The following is a 21791-nucleotide window of genomic DNA, read 5'->3' on the forward strand; positions in this document are numbered from 1 at the left end:
CATGGAAGAGCTGACTATCAGGAAACTGGGCAACACCAAGTTCAAGGATCTGTATTTCCAACTTCTCAAGGGAGACGAACTGGGTAACACAGAGATTGTGAAACTTTTGGCGATTGCCGTGCTGCTCCTTAACCACAAGACCCTCGAAATTCGACGTCTCGGCTACCGCATTATCCTGTTTTACGGTAACGCTTCGGGTCAGTACCAGGCGCTGTACGATGTAGCACTCAACAGTGGTCTTCACCCTGTCTCAGCAGTAATCAGCAGCTACTTTTCCGAGGATGATCACCGCAGCGAGTCGTTCATCCGAAACATCGTGGGCAGCTACATCGATACCTTCCGTGATCAAGGCATCGTGCTGACTGAGCAACAGGATGCCCTGCGGACATTTGTTCAGTCGGAGTACCGTAAGTCGTCAGTCGTGGTTGCTCCGACCAGTTACGGTAAATCTGAGCTCATCATCCAATCGGTGAGGGAAAATCCAGGGCAGCGGATCCTGATCCTTGTGCCTTCTAAGGCTCTGCTGGCCCAGACGAAAAAGCGGTTGATCTACGCGGACATTGAGGGGTTGGGCAAGGTGGTGACCCATCCCGAGATGTATTCGGTTGAGCGAAAGAACAGGGCATTTGTCCTGACCCAGGAGCGGCTCAACAGGCTCTTGAACGAGAACGCCAGGCTGAGCTTCGATATGGTCTTCGTCGACGAGGCCCACAACCTGCTGCAGAGCGACCGCAGAAATGAGTTACTGGCCGCCATGCTGTGCATCCTGGGGGCTCGTAATCCGGAAACATCATTCAAGTTCCTGACTCCCTTCCTATGCGATGAACTCAACGTCCGTGTGCGCTTCCTGGACATGATCCCGAGCGGATTCAAGATCGACGAGTACATCAAGTCTGAGCGCTTCTACATCAGGGATTTTAGGGGAGGGAGGGGCCAGACGAAGCTCAAGCTCTATGACCATTTCCTGAATGACTGGATGGAGTTCGATCGGAGGTATGCAAACTGCTTCGAGCTCATCAAAGGCGAAGCACTGTCCAAAAACATTGTTTACGGCAACAGGAAGAAAAGCATTGAGTCATTTGCGGTTGAACTGGCAGCCGTGCTGCCGCCCGTAGATTGTCCGCTGATCCAGACGGCCTGTGCCGAGCTAGGAGAGCTTTTTGACCGACGCTACAAACTGATCGGCTGCCTGCGCAAAGGGGTTATGTACCACCATGGTTCGATCCCTGACACCATCCGTCTTTACTTGGAGAACCTCTTCAGTAGCTCCAAGCAGATGAGGTTTCTGGTCTGCAACTCCACGCTTCTGGAAGGGGTGAACCTGCCGATCGAACGACTCTTCGTTTTTGATTTTTTCAAAGGGAAGCAAAAGCTGACGCCATCTCAATTCAAGAACCTGGTCGGACGCGTCAATCGGTTCAGTGAGGTCTTTGCGCCTGGAGCTAAGGCTGCGTTGAGAAAGCTGGAGTCCAGCATCTACCTGTTGGGCGTAAATGGCTACACACGCGAAAATGCAGCGCTTGAGACCTTCTACGATAAATCCGTCAACGTCTCAAAGGTGGTCAAGGACACTGTCAGCAACGTTCTGCTTGAAGCCACCAAGATCATCGATGGGAAGGTGTCGGTTCTCTACGACGACGCCGTGGCTCGTCTAGAGAATCTGCATCCTGGCGTGGTTAAAGATCGAGAGTGTCGTTACGTTACCACTCAGGTGGGCAAGCTCCTCATCGCGAATAGTGTCAGTGAAATTGACGTGTTCTCAGAGGAGCAGGCTATTGAAGGGAAGATCAGGCGAGGCATCGAGGCGAACGGCGTCATCACTACCGTTGACAGGCTGATGCTTGCGATCTCCAAATCGTTCGTCGATCACTTCGACGACAGCCGAGAGTACAGCGACCTGGTGCGTCTCAAGCAAGAGCCTGCCCGGAATTTCTACGCCATGATCCTGGATTGGAAGCTGAAGAAACTCAGCGTCAAGCAGACGATCCGACAGACGCTCGCGTACTGGAAAAAGCTGGTCGAGACTAGCCATAGCGATCACGTATTCGTGGGTAAATGGGGTGATACCAAATATCGCGACAGCAAGTACGAGAACTGGGTAAGAATCTCCCAAAAGGATGACGGCGAGCGTATTAACCTGGCAATCGTCCGTCTCAAGGACGAGGACGATTTCTTCGACAACAAGATTTTCAAGTTCGTCGAGGTGCTGAATGGGGTAGGAGCCCTGGATCCAGGGTTCTACAAACTCATCAAATACGGTACCGCGGATGACACCAAGATCAAGCTCATCCGCGATGGCTACAGCCATGGCTTGGCGGATCTGATGCTCGAACGGTACCCCGAAACCGTGCGTGCGACGCTCGGCGGCGAGATCGAAGTAAGCCCTCGCCTAGTCAACATGATGATCAACAACGAGGAAAGCGATCTGCTGATTTTTGAAGCCAAGATGAACCTCAAACCCATCTGATTGAGGATCTTAGAAGCGCCTACGAAGTCGATCAGGATAAACGATAAATTCTCCGTATGCCGGAAGCTGCGGACAGCGAAACTATTGGCCCTACCATACGAACTTGGCTCCCCCGCGAGCTCAGAAATCAAGCTGTCATCTGGCCATTATTGTTACCTACCAAGGATGGGAGGGTAGGCACCCTAAATGGGCGCTCACTCCATCTGATGATCCGATGGCAAGCAAGGAGAATCGCAGTGAGATCCCAGGTCAGAATCATCAACTCGACGCAGTTACAAAACGCGAACCCGAGTCTTGCAGATCCAGTCGGGTACCGCAAAAGCGGGCTCAGTTTGAATCACATCATTGGCTGTCCACTCGACTGCAGCTACTGCGTTCGTCACCTTTATGGAAATTTCGATCAGCGCACGCCGCAGGCGCTGATGAGCGATGAAGAAGCCTTCCAGCGATTTATCAATCACAGGTATTTCCAGCCTCATATCACACCTATTCAGTTGTTCAACGGGCGACCGACCCGATGCTCCCCGAGGTCAAAAATCATACCCACAATCTACTGCGTATGCTTGATGAGGCTGGCCAAGCTCGCTAACCACACGGCAAAACGCCTTCAAGCTGAAACGGGTGGTGTGGTCGATATCTGTGATCCCTTCAAGGGCGATTGGGTGTTGCGCAACACGGATGTATCTGAGGTGTGGGGTGTCGGTCGCCGCATGAAAATGCACTTGGACGCACTGGGCGTTAAAACCGCCATGGACCTGGCCAAGGCTGATCCTCGGATGCTGCGCACGAAATTCAGTGTTGTCATCGAGAAGACGGCCAGGGAGTTGGCTGGAACGCCTTGCCTTGAATTGGATGAGCCTGCTCCACCGAAGCAGGAAATCTGCTGTAGCCGAATGTTCGGGAAGCGCCTCACCGAGTTGACTCCGATCAAGGAGGCGGTGGCGACCTACATGATGCGCGCGTCGGAGAAGCTTCGTGCCCAGGGCTCAGTGTGCAAGAAAATCCGCGTCAGCTTCCGTACGGGTATGTTCAATACTGAGGAAGCCAAGTTCGCCAATGGGGTAGTGGTGGACCTGCCTTACCCCACCGACGATGTTAGGTTGCTGACCAAGGCAGCGTTGGATGCGCTTGAACGTGTGTATCGGCCAGGTTTTAAGTACAGCAAGGTCGAGGTCATGCTTCTCAACCTTTGTCAGCCAGGCGAGTACACGGATGATTTGTTTGCGGTCTCACAGCCGTCAGAGGCGACCAATGTGATGGCTGTGTTGGATAAGATTAATGAGCGGTGGAGAAGGGGAACGCTACGTGCGGCAAGCGTGTCGAGCAGTCCTGATTGGGCGACGCGGGGTGAGATGATGAACCAGAGTCATACGACGCGGCTGGATCAACTGTGGACGGTAGGCCGGATATAGGAAATCAGGCAAGAAAAGGCTCTTTGCCGGCGTGAGGAGATACGCCTCAAGCTTGCAAAGAGCCTGTTCCATGCCGCAACCTATTTTGCCGTTGCGCCTGCACCATGATGAGAGGTCGCTAACGGTACCGATACGTTCTAACGGTTACTCCGATTAAGGATTCACTCGGCCGCAGCCTGGATAGATTTAATCAGCACCGACGTAGCCTCATCTTTCGGTTCGACCGATGTAGCAATTTCAGCCGCGGATTGTTTCTGTTTCTCATCGGCAAGGGGAACCGTCTGACTAAGGACCACTAGCAGGTTACGTTGGCCGTCTTCGCTTGATTCTGGAAACTGTTGAATGACCAAAGGAATAGCACGCGGATCCTTTAAGTTGACTAGGACATTGGTTGCGTAGGATCGTACGGTGCCGTCGTCACTTGCGGACGCCTTGGTCAGAGCCTTCAAATCGTCTTCTTCAACAACTGCTTTCAGTGCTCCGCTTTGGCCAGCATTTGATTGAGCAATTTCATTGAGCGAGACAAGCGCACCAAGCTTTGTTCGATAGGAGCTGTCAGTGCTCTGTACTTTGGTTAACAGGGGTCTTGCAGCGGGCATTCCTTTTTTTCCGAGCTCAGAGCGGGCATCGCGCCTCACATAGGTACTGTCGGAGTTCAAATTATTGATTAACTCATCAACCGTTGGAGTTTCCTCTTCCGCATAAGCCGTTTGCAACAGCGACCAAGACGAACCATCAATAGCGGGTATTACTTCAACGACAACGCCTGTACTGGTCCCACTGGGGCATGGGCCAACCTTGGCAATTAATTTATTGGTCTCGTCGTTTAGGCTTGCATCCTGGGAGTTGTAACGCCATTGAAGGGTATCTCCTGATCCTAGATATGGTCTTAATAAAGCAGCATCAATGCAGCTAAATATTTGTTCTCTATCACCAATGTTGACGATGAGAGCCAGTTTTTTGCGAACAATGTCCTTGTCGAAAACTACAAAGTCATAACTGGTTTTTAATCGGGACCCAAAAAAATCATTGTCGCCCTCGAAAACCATCGTAGCCTCTCTAGTGTCCCCCTCTATTTTTATACGTAGGTAACGTCCGTCCATGCGGTCCAAAATTATAAAGAATATGACGACTGCGAGTGCCGCACACCCGATGATCGTCATTGATTGGCCCGGTAGGGTGACGCTGGCCTTAGAACCAAAAGCACCAAGAATTATTCCTAGCCCCGTACAGAACATGAAAATTTTTAATGTGAAGTTCCCAAGGTGCATTACTTCGAAAAAGGTGCCTGTTCCAATCATAATCAACCCCATAACTAGGGCTGAGTAAAAAATAGGGCCTGTCTCAACTGACCGCTTATCGGACTCTAACTTGTCGTTCATGGCTGCTCCGGATTGCTGATTGTAAGTGAGTCACCACTAGACTCAACAACCCAATGAGTGCATGTGCTTAAAGTGGTGGTTGGATCAACGCTAGTCGGCACTTAGACACTTGTCCAGCAATGGCGGAAGTGAGGGTGCTGTGCCGAAGTTTTTCATTTTTATAACATTTGTCTAGCTAATTGGCCATGCTAGAAAAGTGCATTGTTATGCTTTCTTCTTGAAAAGGGTGCAGGTTTTCAATTTTAATTTTTGCTGCCATCGAGGGGCTGTCCCTTACACAGTTGGGAGCACACAGCGTCTAGATGGGTACTTTTGGCTCGCGAAATTGTCATGGCTCAAAGTCCATCTAATATTCGACATGTTTCGTTACAAATGCAGAGGGTGGCGCTGGTAACGCGATGTCCAAATAATTGCATTTTGCTACTTCTGTGCTGTTCTAGGAGGACTGCACGCGCGGCTCAGCTTTGTCGCGCAAGGATCACCTTTGATCACAGAGCTGTTAGAGCCTCTGGTTGAGGTTTAGGAGCAAGGATGGCCCAGTCCAAAAAAATCAAGGTCATGCTTTCGAGTCGTTGCAACGACCGTTTCCCCATTGATAGCGATCACACCCTTAGCTCAATTCGAGAGCAGCTCAAGCGCGAGATTGAAGGTACAAAGCTGTTCGGCAAGCAAGTGTTTGAAGTCTGGATCAATGAAGACGCTCCTCCCGCCGATGCTATGGACGATAGCTGGGATACATGTCTACAGGCTGTTCGTGATTGCGATGTGATGCTTGTGTTGTCCAATGGCAATGCAGGTTGGGCCAAGCGTGCTGGCGACATTGGCATTTGCCACGCTGAATACATGGAAGGCCTAGCCACCACCCGCGGCAAGGTGCGCCTTATTGCTATGCCGAATATTCCGGTGGATGAAGGGCAGGACGCAGAGACTGCACGCAATAAACTGTTCCAGGATTTTGTCTCGCTGCAGACGCCTTTTCGAGGCGGTACTGTTTCCACTGTCGAGCAATTGCGCACTCGGGTGCATGAAGCGCTTCTTGATGCTCTGGTTGTGCTCACCCAGCGAGGTGTTACGGCAGCGGCCTCTACGCGTTTTGACATGGGGCAGGCGCTGGACTGGACCCGTCTCGATTTCCGTCAGCGCAAACGCGCCATGGAATCCGTTCTGTTGAGAGCGCTTACCGGGACAGATGCACCTTCAAGCGAGACTGCCGTCGTTGTTCCCATTGCCGGCGCGAAAGTCGCGGTTCTGGTTCACGCCATCCCGGCCGCATTCACTGTTGCTGCTGCGCGCGAGCTTGTCGGTAAACCCTTCTTACGAGATCACCTTCATGCGGATGCTTTGAAAACCGCAGTTGGGCCATTGCATCTGATTGCCTGTCATCGAGGTGCAACAGAGACGCAGGCGACCGCGTTACTAGGCTTCGCCGATGCCACTGTGGTCAGTGGTTCCTTCGGCATCTTCGTCGCGGACGATGTACAGAAAGTGCAATTTGCGTTCCTGGCAAATTGTCGTGATGAATCACAAACCCGCCATGCCCTTCAACGATTCATGGAGTGGCTGGATCAAACCGGCGAGGCTGACATCTTGGCGAGGAGGGCCGCTTCGCGCGCCAAAATCGTCAGGGTAATCGCTGCTGAATATCAGGGGAGATATTAAGGATGGCCAAGTCGCTTTTCACCGTGGGGCCAGTGCTTTCGTTTCGAGGAATCAGTGCTGGGAAATGGAGGGTCACTGCGTTGATCGGTATTACCACTGGTTCGCCGGTACCCCAACTCTCTATCGAAGGGAAAGCATGCCCAGTACCTGTGGTTCTGTTGGCGGGGCGCAAGGAAACCATCCTTCGTTATGACCTGAGCTGCGCTCTCCAGAAAGAGGAGCGGGTCGTAGAGTTTGGTTTGGTGGGGGAAAATTTTAGATGGAAGTTCTCTGTGCCCGGGAAAGACTATGCGCCCAGGATGGCGTATGTCTCATGCAATGGCTTTTCGGATCCGGCTGCAATGCGCAAGTTGGCCAAACCTCAAAATGCTGTTTGGGCAGATCTAATCGAAAATCATGACAGTGAACTGCGTCCCAATAGTTTTGAGCTGGACAAAGAACAGCTTTGGCACGAAAGCCGAATCCATGACAAACATCTGAAGCGCTTCCACTTGCTGCTAATGGGTGGGGATCAGATCTACTTCGACTCGATTTGGGAGGATGTCAAACCTCTCAAGCATTGGGTCGGGTTGTCGCGTAAGGACCAGCTGAAATTCAAGGTAAATGCTGCGCTTGAGCAGGAGATCGAGTCGTATTATTTCGAGCTCTATGCCAAGCGCTGGTTACCGGACACGCGTCGCGACTGGGGCAAGGGTTTGCCGAACCTGGATGCGGCCGATGCCATGTCGCGTATACCAACGGTGATGATGTGGGATGACCACGACATCTTCGATGGCTGGGGCTCCTACAGTCCTGAGATGCAGCACTGCTCGGTGTTCCAAGTGTTGATACGTTGTGCTCGCCAGGCGTTTTGGGTCTTTCAGCTTCAGCACGCACTCGAGGATTTGCCACCCTTGCTGGCGCAGCAACAGCGGGTGAATATTTCAAAACAGGATCCGCAGTTTGAGCCGATCGAATGGAGTGTGGAACTCGCGGGCGATCCATTGGCGCTGCCGTTTCTCGATCAGCAGCCGGGGTTCAGTTTTGCTCATCACATAGGACCTGTGTCCTTGTATGTGGGGGATTTACGTACGGAGCGCTCTCGCACTCAGGTACTTGGTGAGAGAAGCTGGAAGGCGATGCAGGACTGGCTCGACACGCTTCGCGATGGCAAGCCGGCTCACCCAGGTAGCAAGTGTCAGCATTTGATTTTCATGTCATCTGTGCCTGTGGCACATCCTAAGTTGTCGTTGGCTGAGGGGTTGCTTGATACGTTTGGTCAGGATCAGGTGCTCGACAGCAATGCCGATGATTTGAAGGATCATTGGTCTCACGGAGATCATGAAGGTGAACGCAAACGGCTTCTTGAAACGCTAACACGCGTTGCGGAGAAAAAGTTTCTACGCGTATCGATCGCCTCTGGGGATGTGCATGTCGCGGCCTGGGGCAGTTGTTATCGCAGGGATATTGCTCCGACCTCCAACTGGGCGCAGGTTCAACAGTTCACCTCTTCCGGTGTGGTTCATCCCTCGCTGATAGGGGTATCGGAATGGCTTTTCCTCCAGCTGTTGAACCAGACTGCCAGTAAGATTCAGTCGATTGATGTACAGCATTGCGTTGAAATGATGCTTTTTCCGGGATCTAACCGTTACATGATGCCCGCCAGGAACTGGCTGGCGTTCGAGTTGGATGTGGGGGAAGGGAAGGGGTGTAAGTTGTGGGCGACGTGGCGGTGTGAGACAGACTCGGGTTTCTCGAACCATTTGCAGGCGGTGCAGCCGTTTCAAGAGTGAAGGGAGCAACGGGCCTGATGGTTTGAAGTGGTTGGGGCATTCCGGATGTTCGTTGCAGTTTTCTAGATTGGCTGTTTCAGTTTTCTAGTGCACGCCTTAATAGTTTTCGATTTGGGTTCCTAGCTGGTAGGACGCTTTCGTTGCGTGCGGATAACCGCAGGTTTCGGCCAGAAGTGGACATTGGTCAGAGGGCCTGTGCACCCAACTAAATTACCTGGCGTGTCTAGGAAATTGGAAGCGACTCATTCAGTGTTAAAAAACTATCTTCAGGGAGCTGAGTGATATGCATATTGAGACCGTTTGGGTACGTAATTTCCGTCGTCTGAAGGACACTCGTATTGATCTGGCGTCCGATATTTCAATATTTGTCGGGGCCAACAACAGCGGTAAAACATCTGCGGCGCACGCTTTGCAGCTTTTTACCTCAGCTTCGAAGGATCGATTTACCCTCCATGATTTCAGCTCAGAATGCTGGGATGCCATCAACGCTTTCGGAGATGGGGCGGACGGAGTCGAACTGCCAACCATCTCCCTCGACATCTGGTTTTGCGTCACGCCAGCCGATCTGCATCGAGTTGTAGATCTGCTACCTAGCCTAGAGTGGCAAGGTGCCCGGGTTGGTATTCGAGTGGAACTCGCAGCAACAGATGCCGGCCTGCTGAGAAGCAGTTTCCAAGAAGCACGGGCCGGCGCGCGGCGTGCTCAGTTGCAGCCAGCAGGGGAAGGCGTGGCATCAGCCATTGCGCAAGACGGGTACAACCCGCGACCGCGTGACCTTTGTGACTTCATTGCAGACACCGTGGGTGACAGGCTAAGGCGTGATTTCGAATTGCGGTACTACATACTCGATAGCGCCGGATTTGACGCTGGTTTTAAACAGCTTGATGGTTACGTGCCTCTACGCCTGCTTCCTGATAAGGGTCGTAGCGGCAGGGATGTACTGGGTAGCTTGGTAAAGGTCGACTGTTTGCATGCCCAGCGTCACCTGTCCGACTCCAATGCTGGATCTCGATCCGAAGATCTCTCCCGTTGTTTGAGTCGTTTCTATGAACGGAACCTTGAGAAGCGCGGCGAGGACTATGACGCTCAGCGCGCACTATACCAGTCCGAGAGTCTGCTGAATGACCATCTGGAACGTGTCTTCGGTCCCACTTTGGAGCGTTTGGCCGATCTGGGATATCCCGGGGTCAATAATCCTCGGCTGCTGATCAAGACTGCATTGAACCCTGCGACCATCCTGAGTAGCCATGAAGGGGCACGTGTTCACTACGCGCTCGGCGCTCTCGGAGCAGCAGAGGTCACGGCAACCTTGCCTGATAGGTACAACGGCCTCGGTTTCAAGAACCTGATTTATATGGTTGTTGAACTGCTCGATGTTCATGGTCGATGGTTGGACATTGAGGAAAACCGCCCACCGCTCCACCTGATCTTCATAGAAGAGCCGGAGGCGCATCTCCATGCTCAGTTGCAGCAGGTATTCATTCGGAAGGTGTTAGACATCCTCGCCGTGCCCGAGGAAGACGCCCCATATTGCACCAGCCAGCTTGTAGTCTCGACACACTCGCCTCACGTCCTTTACGAACGAGGCTTTAAACCCATACGGTATTTTCGGCGAGTAGCGGATGCCGGCACACAGCAATCTCAAGTGCTCAGCATGACAGCTTTTTATGAGGCGGCCGTAGATCCTAGCGACCCAAATGACCGCACTAGGGATTTTCTTGAGCGATACCTTAGGCTAACGCACTGCGACCTGTTCTTCGCTGATGCGGCCATTTTGGTTGAGGGGAACGTCGAGCGGCTACTGATGCCGCAAATGATTGCTAAAGCTGCACCTCGACTTCAGTCGAATTATTTGAGCGTTTTAGAAGTGGGTGGCGCGTTCGGCCATCGATTCAAAGGCCTTATTGATTTCTTGGGGGTCACTTCTCTGATCGTGACCGACATTGACAGTGTTTCGCCGCCCGCAGGGGGCGCTTTACCCGCAAACGGCGAGGTACCGGTTGATGAGGATCCAGCGGATGCAGAGCCTGACGACAATGAGGAAGCTGAAGAGGCTGAAGCGAAACGTACAGGGCGCAAGGCGTGCATGGTTCATGAAGCAGGAGCTCTTACTTCAAACCAGATGTTGATCAAGTGGCTGCCGGGGCACACCACGATCGACGATCTGCTGGCTGCGACTGCCGAACAGCGCACTCAACTCCGAGATGAAGAAGGCGGCGCCCTCGTGCGCGTTGCCTACCAGACACCTGTAGAGGTGGTGTGGAGCGGGGCGACTCAAGTGAGGACAGGTAGGACGTTGGAGGAAGCGTTCGCACTGCAAAATCTAACCTGGACGCAGCACCTGGACCGCAAGGATCTTGGCCTACGCATCAAGGGTTCCAACAATCTGGAAATCGAAGGTATTGCGGAGCGCCTCTACCGTAAGGTCAAAAGCTCAAGTTTTCGTAAAACTGATTTCGCTCTCGGGCTGCTGGCTCAAGAGCCGTCTGCATGGGCGGTGCCAAATTACATTTCGGATGGTCTTCGTTGGTTAGAGGATCTGGTCGCCCCACCACCGCCGGCAGTAGCTGCGGTGGAAGAACCTCTCAACGGAGGCGACGTATGACTGCACGTATCGGTCAGCCGGATACTCAAGCAGATATTGAATTGCGAATGTGCTTGGATCAGCGTCCTCAACGCAGCTTTGTCATGGTTGCCGGCGCGGGTTCTGGGAAGACGACGTCGCTGGTAAAAGCCCTTGCGCACCTCGGCCAGACGCGAAGACTAAAACTCAACGTGCGTGGTCAGAGAGTCGCTTGCATTACCTACACTGAAGTAGCGGTCAAGGAAATCTGGGGTGACGTAGGTAACGATCCGCTGTTCCACGTGTCGACGATTCATAGTTTTCTGTGGACGGTAATTAGGCCATTCCAAGTAAATTTGAAGGCTTGGGTCATCGCAAGGATCCACGAGAAAATCGCCGAGGCGCAACAACATCACGACAAGCCTAGGACTCGGGCAGCAACTCGTGAGCGGCTCGTGAAAGATATCGCGCGTTACCAGCGTCACCTTGAGTCCGTAAGGCATTTGACTCATTTTAACTACGGCGCGGGAAGCGATTTCGGACGAGGTGTACTCGGGCACTTCGACGTTATTTCGGCGGCGGTCGAGCTAATCGAGCAGAGCCAGTTGCTTCGTGATGTCATCGCCAGCAGGTATCCAGTCCTCTTCATTGATGAAAGCCAAGACACGCGTCCCGAGGTAGTGACTGCATTTAGAAGGATTGCCGAGACGACTCCTGTGGAGTTCTGCCTTGGATTTTTTGGCGATCCCATGCAAAAAATCTACCTTGACGGTGTTGGAGTTATCGAGACGGCCACAGGCTGGGAGCAAATCACCAAGCCCGAAAACTTCAGGTGTCCGCAACGAGTGCTCCAAGTAGTGAATGCTATCCGGGAGCCCGATGACGGTTTGTGTCAAACACGAGGCCGGATGAACTGGGTTGACGGCAATCCTGAACCTGTCATGGGATCTGCACGCTTCTTCCTACTGAGAGCGGATGACCATCGCTCAGTGAAGCTAGACAAAGTTCGTGAATGGATGCGGCGTGCGAACGAAGACGATCATTGGGTGAGTGATGACTCTGCCGCTGACTTCCGAGTGTTGGTGGTCGTGCATCGGATGGCTGCGGCGAGGCTCGGCTTTCCTAATCTTTACGCTGCTTTGAATGACAACGAAGCACCACCGTCCATCAAGGAGGGTCTCAAGGACGGCACCGCATGGCCACTGCGGCCGTTTCTGAGTTACTTGATACCCTTGGCAATTGCGGTTTCAGAAAACCGAAAGCTCGACGTCATGACTTTCCTGCGTTCGGAATGTCCGTTACTACAGCCAACGGCTCTTGTCGGTGGCGATCCGGTAGCGGTGCTTCGGGCATTGCAAGTATCCACAACAGAGTTGGCCAGACTCATTTTTTCGAGCGATGCATTAATGCAGGACGTGCTCGTTCACTCCCAGGCAGCAGGTCTGCTGCAGCTGGACGAAGCGTGGGAAAAATACTTGGGCCCAGACCGCCCAGCCGACGATGATGATCCTGAGATCCCTGCAGTGTCGGCTTTCCTACGTTGCGGTGTCGGTGAATTAGCTGGCTATCGTCACTACCTCGAAGATCTTTCACCGTTTGCGACCCAGCAGGGAGTGAAAGGGGCGGAATTTGAACGAGTTTTGGTGCTCATAGATGACGAAGAAGGCAGGGGGCAAAGGCAGTTCTCCTACGAAAAGTACTTCGGCATTGTGGAACCCTCAGATACTGATATGGAAAACTTTGCGCAGGGCAAGGATAGCGTGATGGATCGCACCAGAAGGCTTTTCTACGTGTGTTGTTCCCGAGCGACTAGGGATCTCGCTGTCGTCATGTTCGTGCAGGACATCGAAAATGCTCGAGAAAAAATCGCCGAGACCGGAATCTTCGAGTCTGTCGACATCGTGGATGAGTATGCTTTGGACGCCGCTCTAACTTAGCTCTGGATTGTTTCCGCGTTCATTGCCTGTGCCTTTCATGACTGTACGGCATCGGTAGAATGCCGCTTACGGCGACTGACTCATGTCGACCCAAAGCTACGCATCTCTGGTTACGACAATTGGTTTAGAACAGACATCGAGACTAGTAGAGTAGAGCCTACACTCGATTGCTAACGATCAAAACAGTTGGTGCGATGGTGGTTTGCGAGCAGTAGCGTATGATTTTTCCGAAAAAGGGCTATTGGACTTCAGGCTGGGGGCATCCTTTTCAAACCATCCAAAGCATGCCCTCTAATATGCCCCCAACGTATTAATCCACTGGAAGTGAATGGAGCTTCATGGTTTGTGGAAAGGCAGAGTGATCAGATGAACAGCCTGCCCCACGACGCCTAGAGACTCTCAGGGTCGCCAAAAAACATCTGAATCCGCGACCGTAACCACCGCTCACCCGGGTCATTATCCTGCGACCCACGCCACGCCATATGCAGTTCAAACGTGCGCGTCGGCAGCGGTGGATCTTCCGCGCGAACCCCGCCAGCCGCCGTCAGCGCATCTGCCGTGTAATCCGGTACGGTCGCCACGATGTCAGTGCCTGCCAGCAACGTACTCAAGCCATTGAACTGCGGAACGGCCAGCACCACATGACGTTTGCGGCCCAGTTTCTCCAGCTCTTCATCAATAAAGCCACTGAGGTCGCCAGCAAATGACACCAGCGCATGCGGACGTGCGCAGTAGTCGTCCAGGCTCAACGGCCCCGGCACGGTATCGGCGCGCAGCAGTTTTGGTGCGCTGCGACGCAGGACCTTGCGTTTGGCGTTGGCCGGCAGGTCCGTGGTGTAGCTGACGCCAATGGAGATCTCGCCGGAGGCCAACAGGCCCGGCATCAATATGTAGTTGACGCGACGAATCACCAACACGATTCCCGGCGATTCGGCGCGCAGGCGTTTGAGCAGCATCGGCAGCAGGGCGAATTCGACGTCGTCGGACAAACCGATCCGAAATACCGAAGTGCTGGTGGCCGGGTCGAATTCGGCCGCGCGGCTGACGGCGGTCGAAATCGAATCGAGGGCCGGGGAGAGCAGGGCGAAGATTTCCACCGCGCGGGCGGACGGTTCCATGCTGCGCCCGGTGCGTACAAACAGCGGATCATCGAACAGGCTGCGCAGGCGCGAGAGCGCCGCACTGATCGCCGGTTGACCGAGAAACAGTTTTTCTGCCGCCCGGGTCACACTGCGTTCGTGCATCAATGTTTCGAATACGATCAGCAGGTTCAGGTCGACACGACGCAGGTCATTACGATTCATCTGGAGTCCTGGCAGAGTCATCAAGCTTGACGAGAGCGGCCATATGAGAACAATGGCCGGCATGAATCTTACGGGGAAAGGCTGGTACTCTGCACCGGAAAATTCAGCTTTACTGAGACGGTGGCAGCAGTTTTTCATGGATTTTGCCAATGCCGCCCCTGTTGCGGAATCAATGACAGGCATGTCGACTATTAATAGCCACTGATAGTCTTGGGTCAAAAGCCCAGATAGAGTTCATGGCATTAGAGGTTACTTTGACGAGGTTTGCGATGTCCCGCACGATCCGTTTTCACAAGTTTGGTCCGGCCGAGGTGCTCAAATGCGAAGAGCATGCGGCCGCTCAGCCAGGTCCTGGCGAAGTGCAGGTGCGTGTCGAGGCGATCGGCATCAGCTGGTACGACACCCTCTGGCGTCAGAATCTGGCCTCGTCTCAGGCGCGACTGCCTGCGGGTCTTGGTCACGAGATGGCCGGTGTGATCACCGCTGTCGGCGACGGTGTCGATGATCTGGCAGTGGGTGACAAGGTCGCCAGCTTTCCGGCCGAGAGTGCGAACGACTACCCGGTCTACGGCGAGTCGATCGTACTGCCGCGTACCGCGCTGACCCGTTATCCGGATGTGCTCACCCCGATCGAAGCCAGCGTGCATTACACGCCATTGCTGATCGCCTACTTTGCCTACGCCGATCTGGCGCGGGTCAAACCGGGGCAGTTTGCTCTGGTCACGGACGCCAGCCATTGCGCCGGTCCTTCGTTTGTCCAGTTGGGCAAGGCGATGGGCGTACGCGTGATCGCTGCGACCAAAGAAGCAGAGGAACGCGAGTACCTGCTGTCCCTTGGTGCAGAAAAGGTCATCGTCACCGAAGAGGAAGATCTGTTGATGCGAATCAACAAGATCACCGACAACCGTGGCGTTGACGTGGTGTTCGACGGCCTCGGCGGTCCACAGATGTCGCTGCTTGGCGATGTACTGGCGCCGCGTGGCAGCCTGGTGCTGTACGGCTTGCAGGGCGGCAACCAGACGCCGTTCCCGGCCTGCGCAGCGTTCCAGAAGAACATCCAGTTCTTCGTGCACTGCATCGGCAACTTTACCGGCAAGCCGGAACTGGGCATCACTCAGGACCACGTCGCGTTGCAACGCGCCCTGCGTGATATCAACCAGTTGACCGCTGACCGTGTGTTGCTGCCGCTGAAGACGCGTGTATTCCCGTTCAACGAGTTCGTCGAAGCGCATCGCTACATGGACGAATGCCCGTGCCGCGAGCGGGTAGCGTTGCAAGTCGAACCGGCGTAAGCCCTGTTATCAGAGTCCGTGGCCCCACGGACTCTTCTGCGTTTAGCTTCCCTCCTGAAAAAACAGCGCACTGTGATAATGCCCCCATGACCGTTCAGCAACTGAACTGGTTTTTGCTCGCGATCTGTATCTTCTAATCACAATGTAAGCCCTGATAATTGAATGATTACTTTCATCTCAAGGAATGAGCCATGTCTGTGTATTCAATTTGTCCTGTGCGATATAAAACGGCTAAATCTGTTGGTCGCGCCTATTTCTGTTTAATTGTTGTAGGCCTATTCGGAAACCGCTTCTCTTTTTCTTGTACTCACTTGTCGTGGGACCTTGTGGGAAGTTTCCTAGGACTGCGTTCAGAAAAAATTATCCCAGCAATTACAGGGGGTTGAGGCTGCCATTCAGCGGCTGAAGGGGTTTTGTCAGCTCAAGTGTTTCAAATAACTTCAAACTTGTAAGTGTTAGCATTCGAACGTCTATTACTTATTGATGAATTGTCGCCTGACTGATGTTTCAGTGCGTGCGGCAGGAAACTTTCGATACTGGGTAAATACCGATGAGCACGATCCATGATCAGGCAATGAACTATGTCTACCAGCAAGTGTTGCAACGTTTGCTGAGTTTCTTTTCCCGCGCGGAGCGCACGGCGCTGCAGTTGCTGATCCAGCGACTGGCAGTGGCGGCGGGCGGCATGGAGAACATCGGTCATTTCAAGGTGCTGGTGAACCAGTCCGGGTCGCGCGACAGTTGTTACACCCTGGCATTGCTGCGGGCCGCGCAGTTGAGCATTGCTGGCCGTTCGCCTGCGACCTTTCAGCTAAGGGTGGCGACCTTGCGCTGGAACGGCAACAGTGAGACGTCCCTGCAAAACATGCACCGCAGCTACAGTGCACTGTTTCTGTATGACGACCCTCGGGTAGAGCTGGTGATGGTGGATCACCGCGAGGTTTTGCCGTTTGATCATCAGGCTCCCATTGGCGAAGCAGGTCGCGAGACCAATCGTATCAACCTGCTGTTGATCGGGCATCGTCGAGCCTGGAATGAACCGCTTGAATTGTGGGATGACGCTTATCTGGCCACCGCCGAGTTCTACGGTCAGGTTGCGCGCTGGAACAATGGCGTTGACGCGATGATCGGCAGTGAGTCCGCACGTCGTCAGCGGCACTTCCTCGACGGCCTGGAGCGCGCCACGCACAAAGCCGCGATTGCCGCGCCGCAGATGAGCACCGCCGGTTTTGAAATGCTGTTCCCGCTGCTCGACGGGCTGGGCGGCGATTATTACCGCGAGTTTTACTCTGACGAGGAGCGGGTAACCTGGCGCCCGGAAGGCCATTTCGAGGCCTGTCGGCGCACCAGTTTTATCAATATCAACGACATGATTGTCGGCAAACTCGAAGAACGCTGGCCTTTGTTGAGTGATTTTCTGGGCTTTCAGGCTGACGACGTGACGCTCTATCAAGGAGATGATGAACACGTGGAGCCAGTGGTGGCCGCGCATTTGCGAGGTTTGCAGGCGCAATTCATCGAGGGGCGGACCTATGAGGCCGGCGTCAGTGATTACCTGACCAGTCTGCTGATAACAATGCGGCAAAAGCAGGTTCCTGAGCCTGTTTGCGAACAATTGCTGGCGAGCTTCGGCGATCTGCAGGCGCCTGAGCATCTGCGTTTGCAGGCGGCAAACGCTTTGCAGGCCAATTTCGAGCTGAATGAAATCCAGCTGACATGCCTTTTGTTTGCGCCTTTTATCAACGCGGGTGCCGGGCTTGAGCGGTTCCTGCGTAATTGTCATCCCGGGATGCTGGTGGCGTTGCCGGATCTGCATCGGGCAATGCAAGGGCTGCATGCTCCGGAGCAGGTACTGAAGTGGTTGACGGATGTCAGCGGGCTGCCCGTCAGGATGGTTGTGCGTCTGTATGCAATGGGGCCTGTGAGCATGCCTGAATCCAGCGAAGGTGCAGCGCAGAACGAAAATGAGGACGACACGCTGGCTGAGCCTCCCGCCGATCGATCGGCGGAAGGTTGATTGTGCGCTGCCTGTCCGGAGGTGAACCTGTGCCCATGGGCGCGGGCTCGTGAAAACATCGAGAGAAAATGACTTCGTTTACCAGGCGGTTTATCGCTATCTGAAGTTACTGATAGACGAGGCGGGGAGTAGCCCACCGGTGCGCTTGCCGTCGCTGCGACAATTGGCTGATCGGCTCAATGTGTCGATCTCGACCGTCCAGTACGCTTATTCGCTGCTGGAGAAGGAAGGGCGGGTCTATTCGATTGCCAAGTCCGGTTACTACGCGCAGCCGCTGCACGTGATGGATTCGCCCGACAGCGGCAGTGATTTGCTGGAAACCGTTTACGTCAACGCGAGGCGACCCGGCATGTGCGTGTTGAGCGGTGATGAACCGGCCTCGCTGCAACCACTGGACAGTCCATTGCTGATGCTGGAGCGTGAACTGCTGCGCCAGTATCCTCGTCAACCGCAAGCGTTGGTGCAACCTTGCGGAGAGCTGGAACTGCGCACGGTGCTGGCCGCGCGCTACACCTCGTCTACCGCCAATTACTGGCGCGCGGATGACGTCTACATCGGCGCCGACTTGCGCGGTGTCCTGGAAATACTGATTTCGGTGCTTGAGTTGCGTCGGGCCACGGTGATCGTTGAATCGCCTTGTGACTGGGTGATCTTGCGCCTGCTGGAGGCCGCTGAAGTGCGGGTTATCGAGCTGCCGCTGCTCGCCGGTGGCGTGATCGATTCGCAGCGACTGGAGTCGTTGCTCCAAAGTGAGCCGGTGCGTTTGATTCTTTTGTCGGCGGCGTTGAGCATGCCCCGAGGCACCTTGCGCCCACTGAGCAACCAGCAGGCAATCGCGCATCTGCTCGGGCATCACGGCACGTGGGTGCTGGAAAACGATTGTTACAGCGAACTTCATGAGGGCAGTGTCGTCCTGCGATTGCGCGACTGCCTGGACCCTGATCGTTTGCTGGTGTTCTCCACGTTCGAGAGATTCATCGGTGCCGAAGCGCCTTTCGGCTTTTTGCTGTCGCGTCATTGGCGCAATGAATTGCAAAGGCATTTCCTGTTGCGCGCGTTTCGCTTGTCGCCCATCCGCCAGAAGGCCATCGCCAGGCTGCTTGGCGGTGGTCGGCTGGATCAACATCTGGCCATATTGCGGCGAATGCTCAAGGAGCGGCGCACGCAGTTGATCGACCTGTTGCGCGAGCGCCTCGGTGATGCGTTGCAGATTGTCGAACCGCAGGGCGGCGCAACCGTCTGGGTGCGCTCGCTGCGACCGGTGAACATGGGCTATGTGTTTCAGCGCCTGCTCAGGCAGCAGATCGTTATTGCGCCGGGCGAGCTGTTCAGCCTGCAAGGTCTGCATGCACACCATCTGCGTTTAAGCCCGCTAACTCATGCCGACCATGACCTGGCCTGTGTGGTCGGGCTGATCGGTGACGCCTTGCGGCTGGCTCCCGCTGACTAACGTTAAAAAACATCGGGAGAGTTCCGGATAGATCCCATCGCACTGCGGTCAAACTGCCAGTAAACTGCGCTCCATTCCTGAACCACTCTATTTCAGAGGTTTTGCATGACACTCAGTCCTTTTGCGGGCAAACCGGCACCGGCAGAATTGTTGGTCGATATCCCGCGACTGGTAACGGCTTATTACACCGGACAGCCCGACGCCTCGATTTCCACTCAGCGTGTGGCGTTCGGTACATCCGGACACCGGGGCAGCTCGTTCGACTTGAGTTTCAACGAGTGGCACGTTCTGGCCATCAGCCAGGCGATCTGCCTGTACCGCGAAGCCCAGGGGATCACCGGGCCGCTGTTTGTCGGCATCGACACGCACGCACTGTCTACTCCGGCCGGTGCCAGCGCCCTGGAAGTGCTGGCCGCCAACGGTGTCACCGTGATGATCGCCGAAGGTGATGAATACACGCCGACACCGGCCATTTCCCACGCCATTCTCTGCTACAACCGTGGCCGCACCTCGGGCCTGGCGGACGGCATCGTTATCACGCCGTCGCACAACCCGCCACAAAGCGGTGGTTACAAGTACAACCCAACCAATGGCGGCCCGGCCGACACCCACATCACCAAGTGGATCGAAGCCAAGGCCAATGAACTGTTGGCCGCGAAACTGGCCGGTGTGAAACGCATCAGCTACGAGCAGGCGCTCAAGGCCAGCACCACGCATCGTCACGATTACCTGAACACCTACGTAGCCGACCTGATCAACGTGATCGACTTCGATGCCATTCGTGACGCCAAACTGCGTCTGGGCGTTGATCCGCTGGGTGGAGCAGGCGTGCGCTACTGGTCGGCGATTGCCGAGCATTACCGCCTCGATCTGCAAGTGGTCAACAAGGAAGTCGACGCGACGTTCCGATTCATGACTGTCGACTGGGATGGCCAGATTCGTATGGACCCGTCGTCCAGCCACGCGATGCAGGGCCTGATCGGCCTGAAAGAGCGCTTCGACGTCGCGTTTGCCTGCGACCCGGATCACGACCGCCACGGCATCGTGACGCCGTCCGGTGGTTTGCTCGCGCCGAACAACTATCTGGCGGTGTCGATCGATTACTTGTTCCAGAATCGTCCACAGTGGCGCGCGGATGCCGGTGTGGGTAAAACCGTGGTCAGCAGTGGTCTGATCGATCGTGTTGCCAAGCGTTTGGGTCGTCGTCTCTACGAAGTTCCGGTCGGTTTCAAATGGTTCGCTGACGGTCTGTTCGATGGCTCGCTGGGTTTCGGTGGTGAAGAGAGCGCCGGCGCATCGTTCCTGCGCAAGGACGGTGGCGTGTGGAGCACCGACAAGGATGGTCTGATCCCGGCATTGCTCGCCGCGGAAATGACCGCGCGCACCGGTCGCGATCCGAGCCAGGCTTACAAAGCGTTGACCGATGAGCTGGGCGAGCCGTTCTCGGTGCGCGTCGATGCCAAGGCCAATCCGGAGCAGAAAGCACTGCTAAGCAAGCTGTCACCTGACCAGGTCACCTCGACCGAACTGGCCGGCGAGCAAATCCAGAGCATTCTCAGCCATGCCCCGGGTAACGATCAGGCAATTGGTGGTCTGAAAGTGATGACTGAAAACGGTTGGTTCGCCGCGCGTCCGTCGGGCACTGAGGACATCTACAAGATCTACGCCGAAAGCTTCATCAGTGACGACCACCTCAAGCAATTGGTGGTTGAAGCGCAGACCTTGGTGGATGGCGCCATCTCCAGTAAGTGATGTTCGCAAGCGCATGAAAAAAGGGGCAACCATGATGGTTGCCCCTTTTTTTGCCCGCCATTCAAGCAATCAAGCCAGATCCACCAGCACAATCTCGCTGTCCTCAATGGCCGTGACGGTCAGTACGCGTTCCTGTGCCACCGCCACACCGTCTCGAGCTTGTGCACGCAAACCATTGACTTCAATCACGCCGGTGGCCGGTACCAGATACGCGCGACGGCCTTCATCCAGACGATATTCCGCCGTTTCACCCGCCTTGAGATTGGCCGCGACCAATCGCGCATCAGCGCGAATCCGCAGGCTCTGGTCATCACCATCCTTGCCGCTGGCCAAGGTGACAAAGCCTTCGCGCTGGCCTTTCGGGAATGGTTTGGCACCCCAGGATGGCGGTGCGCCGGTTTCCGTCGGCAGAATCCAGATCTGGAAGATCTTGGTGTCTTTTGCTTCCAGGTTGTATTCGCTGTGTGCGATGCCGGTGCCGGCGCTCATCACCTGGACGTCGCCAGCCTCGGTGCGGCCCTTGTTGCCCAGGTTGTCCTGGTGAGTAATCGCGCCTTCACGGACATAGGTGATGATCTCCATATCGCGATGCGGGTGCTGCGGGAAGCCAGTGCCTGCTGCAATCACGTCATCGTTCCACACCCGCAGGTTGCCCCAGTTCATGCGCTGCGGATCGTAGTACTCGGCGAACGAAAAGTGGTGATGGGCATCCAGCCAGCCGTGGTGGGCGCCGCCCAGCGAGCTGAAAGGTCTGAGTTCAAGCATGATCGTCTCCTCAAAAGGC

Annotated in this window: 13 protein-coding genes; 10 read left to right on the plus strand and 3 right to left on the minus strand. The window is 54.8% G+C overall.

What is annotated here, in order from left to right:
* The first annotated feature begins 1 nt into the window (after position 1).
* Together QOM10_RS13840 and QOM10_RS13845 are read left to right on the plus strand one after the other, a co-directional pair.
* Positions 2 to 2467 (plus strand): DEAD/DEAH box helicase, encoded by a 2466-nt coding sequence (locus tag QOM10_RS13840; RefSeq protein WP_223025853.1) that lies wholly within the window; start codon positions 2 to 4, stop codon positions 2465 to 2467.
* Positions 2468 to 2703: 236 nt separating this feature from the next.
* Positions 2704 to 3879 (plus strand): DUF4113 domain-containing protein, encoded by a 1176-nt coding sequence (locus QOM10_RS13845; protein WP_316918283.1) that lies wholly within the window; start codon positions 2704 to 2706, stop codon positions 3877 to 3879.
* Positions 3880 to 4040: 161 nt separating this feature from the next.
* Here QOM10_RS13845 and QOM10_RS13850 read toward each other — a convergent pair whose 3' ends face one another.
* Positions 4041 to 5261: a hypothetical protein gene (locus QOM10_RS13850; RefSeq protein ID WP_316918284.1), complete on the minus strand. Its 1221-nt coding sequence runs from the start codon at positions 5259 to 5261 to the stop codon at positions 4041 to 4043.
* 531 nt (positions 5262 to 5792) lie between these two features.
* On the opposite strand from QOM10_RS13850, the gene QOM10_RS13855 reads away from it, so the two are divergent.
* The 4 genes from QOM10_RS13855 to QOM10_RS13870 all read left to right on the plus strand — a co-directional run bounded on the left by QOM10_RS13855 (position 5793) and on the right by QOM10_RS13870 (position 13192).
* Positions 5793 to 6920 (plus strand): DUF4062 domain-containing protein, encoded by a 1128-nt coding sequence (locus tag QOM10_RS13855; RefSeq protein ID WP_316918285.1) that lies wholly within the window; start codon positions 5793 to 5795, stop codon positions 6918 to 6920.
* A gap of 2 nt (positions 6921 to 6922) precedes the next feature.
* Positions 6923 to 8692, plus strand: coding sequence for an alkaline phosphatase family protein (locus QOM10_RS13860; RefSeq protein ID WP_316918286.1), 1770 nt, complete (start codon positions 6923 to 6925; stop codon positions 8690 to 8692).
* Between the two features lie 283 nt (positions 8693 to 8975).
* Positions 8976 to 11297, plus strand: a complete 2322-nt coding sequence (locus QOM10_RS13865; RefSeq protein WP_316918287.1) for an ATP-dependent endonuclease — start codon at positions 8976 to 8978, stop codon at positions 11295 to 11297.
* A complete protein-coding gene (locus QOM10_RS13870; RefSeq protein ID WP_316918288.1) occupies positions 11294 to 13192 on the plus strand; it encodes a UvrD-helicase domain-containing protein in 1899 nt (632 codons plus the stop codon). Before QOM10_RS13865 ends, QOM10_RS13870 begins: the two co-directional genes overlap by 4 nt.
* 389 nt (positions 13193 to 13581) lie before the next feature.
* Here the strand turns inward: QOM10_RS13870 and QOM10_RS13875 are convergent, their stop codons facing one another.
* Entirely contained in the window at positions 13582 to 14496 is a 915-nt protein-coding gene (locus tag QOM10_RS13875; RefSeq protein WP_077573006.1) for a LysR family transcriptional regulator, read from the minus strand.
* A 269-nt stretch (positions 14497 to 14765) separates the two neighbouring features.
* Here QOM10_RS13875 and QOM10_RS13880 point away from each other — a divergent pair, with 269 nt between their 5' ends.
* From QOM10_RS13880 to pgm, 4 genes are all read left to right on the plus strand, one after another.
* The gene (locus tag QOM10_RS13880; RefSeq protein WP_127927357.1) at positions 14766 to 15788 is read left to right on the plus strand and encodes a zinc-dependent alcohol dehydrogenase family protein; all 1023 of its coding nucleotides are present in this window, start codon (positions 14766 to 14768) and stop codon (positions 15786 to 15788) included.
* 550 nt (positions 15789 to 16338) lie between these two features.
* Positions 16339 to 17805 (plus strand): hypothetical protein, encoded by a 1467-nt coding sequence (locus tag QOM10_RS13885; RefSeq protein ID WP_316918289.1) that lies wholly within the window; start codon positions 16339 to 16341, stop codon positions 17803 to 17805.
* Between the two features lie 49 nt (positions 17806 to 17854).
* Positions 17855 to 19255 carry a PLP-dependent aminotransferase family protein gene (locus QOM10_RS13890; RefSeq protein WP_316918290.1) on the plus strand — a complete coding sequence of 467 codons (1401 nt, stop codon included), beginning with the start codon at positions 17855 to 17857 and terminating at the stop codon, positions 19253 to 19255.
* A gap of 105 nt (positions 19256 to 19360) precedes the next feature.
* On the plus strand, positions 19361 to 21007 hold the full coding sequence (pgm, locus tag QOM10_RS13895) for a phosphoglucomutase (alpha-D-glucose-1,6-bisphosphate-dependent) (RefSeq protein WP_316918291.1): 1647 nt from the start codon (positions 19361 to 19363) through the stop codon (positions 21005 to 21007).
* A 69-nt stretch (positions 21008 to 21076) separates the two neighbouring features.
* On the opposite strand, the gene QOM10_RS13900 is transcribed toward pgm, so the two are convergent.
* Entirely contained in the window at positions 21077 to 21772 is a 696-nt protein-coding gene (locus tag QOM10_RS13900; protein ID WP_127927365.1) for a pirin family protein, read from the minus strand.
* Between the last annotated feature and the right edge of the window lie 19 nt (positions 21773 to 21791).

The sequence above is a fragment of the Pseudomonas sp. P108 genome (assembly GCF_032613195.1).
Taxonomy (GTDB): domain Bacteria; phylum Pseudomonadota; class Gammaproteobacteria; order Pseudomonadales; family Pseudomonadaceae; genus Aquipseudomonas.

Bases quoted from the DNA above. Each gene is read 5' to 3' on its own strand.
- QOM10_RS13840 (WP_223025853.1), top strand. From the start codon at position 2: ATGGAAGAGCTGACTATCAGGAAACTGGGCAACACCAAGTTCAAGGAT.
- QOM10_RS13850 (WP_316918284.1), bottom strand. From the start codon at position 5,261: ATGAACGACAAGTTAGAGTCCGATAAGCGGTCAGTTGAGACAGGCCCT.
- QOM10_RS13855 (WP_316918285.1), top strand. From the start codon at position 5,793: ATGGCCCAGTCCAAAAAAATCAAGGTCATGCTTTCGAGTCGTTGCAAC.
- QOM10_RS13860 (WP_316918286.1), top strand. From the start codon at position 6,923: ATGGCCAAGTCGCTTTTCACCGTGGGGCCAGTGCTTTCGTTTCGAGGA.
- QOM10_RS13865 (WP_316918287.1), top strand. From the start codon at position 8,976: ATGCATATTGAGACCGTTTGGGTACGTAATTTCCGTCGTCTGAAGGAC.
- QOM10_RS13870 (WP_316918288.1), top strand. From the start codon at position 11,294: ATGACTGCACGTATCGGTCAGCCGGATACTCAAGCAGATATTGAATTG.
- QOM10_RS13875 (WP_077573006.1), bottom strand. From the start codon at position 14,496: ATGAATCGTAATGACCTGCGTCGTGTCGACCTGAACCTGCTGATCGTA.
- QOM10_RS13880 (WP_127927357.1), top strand. From the start codon at position 14,766: ATGTCCCGCACGATCCGTTTTCACAAGTTTGGTCCGGCCGAGGTGCTC.
- QOM10_RS13885 (WP_316918289.1), top strand. From the start codon at position 16,339: ATGAGCACGATCCATGATCAGGCAATGAACTATGTCTACCAGCAAGTG.
- pgm (WP_316918291.1), top strand. From the start codon at position 19,361: ATGACACTCAGTCCTTTTGCGGGCAAACCGGCACCGGCAGAATTGTTG.
- QOM10_RS13900 (WP_127927365.1), bottom strand. From the start codon at position 21,772: ATGCTTGAACTCAGACCTTTCAGCTCGCTGGGCGGCGCCCACCACGGC.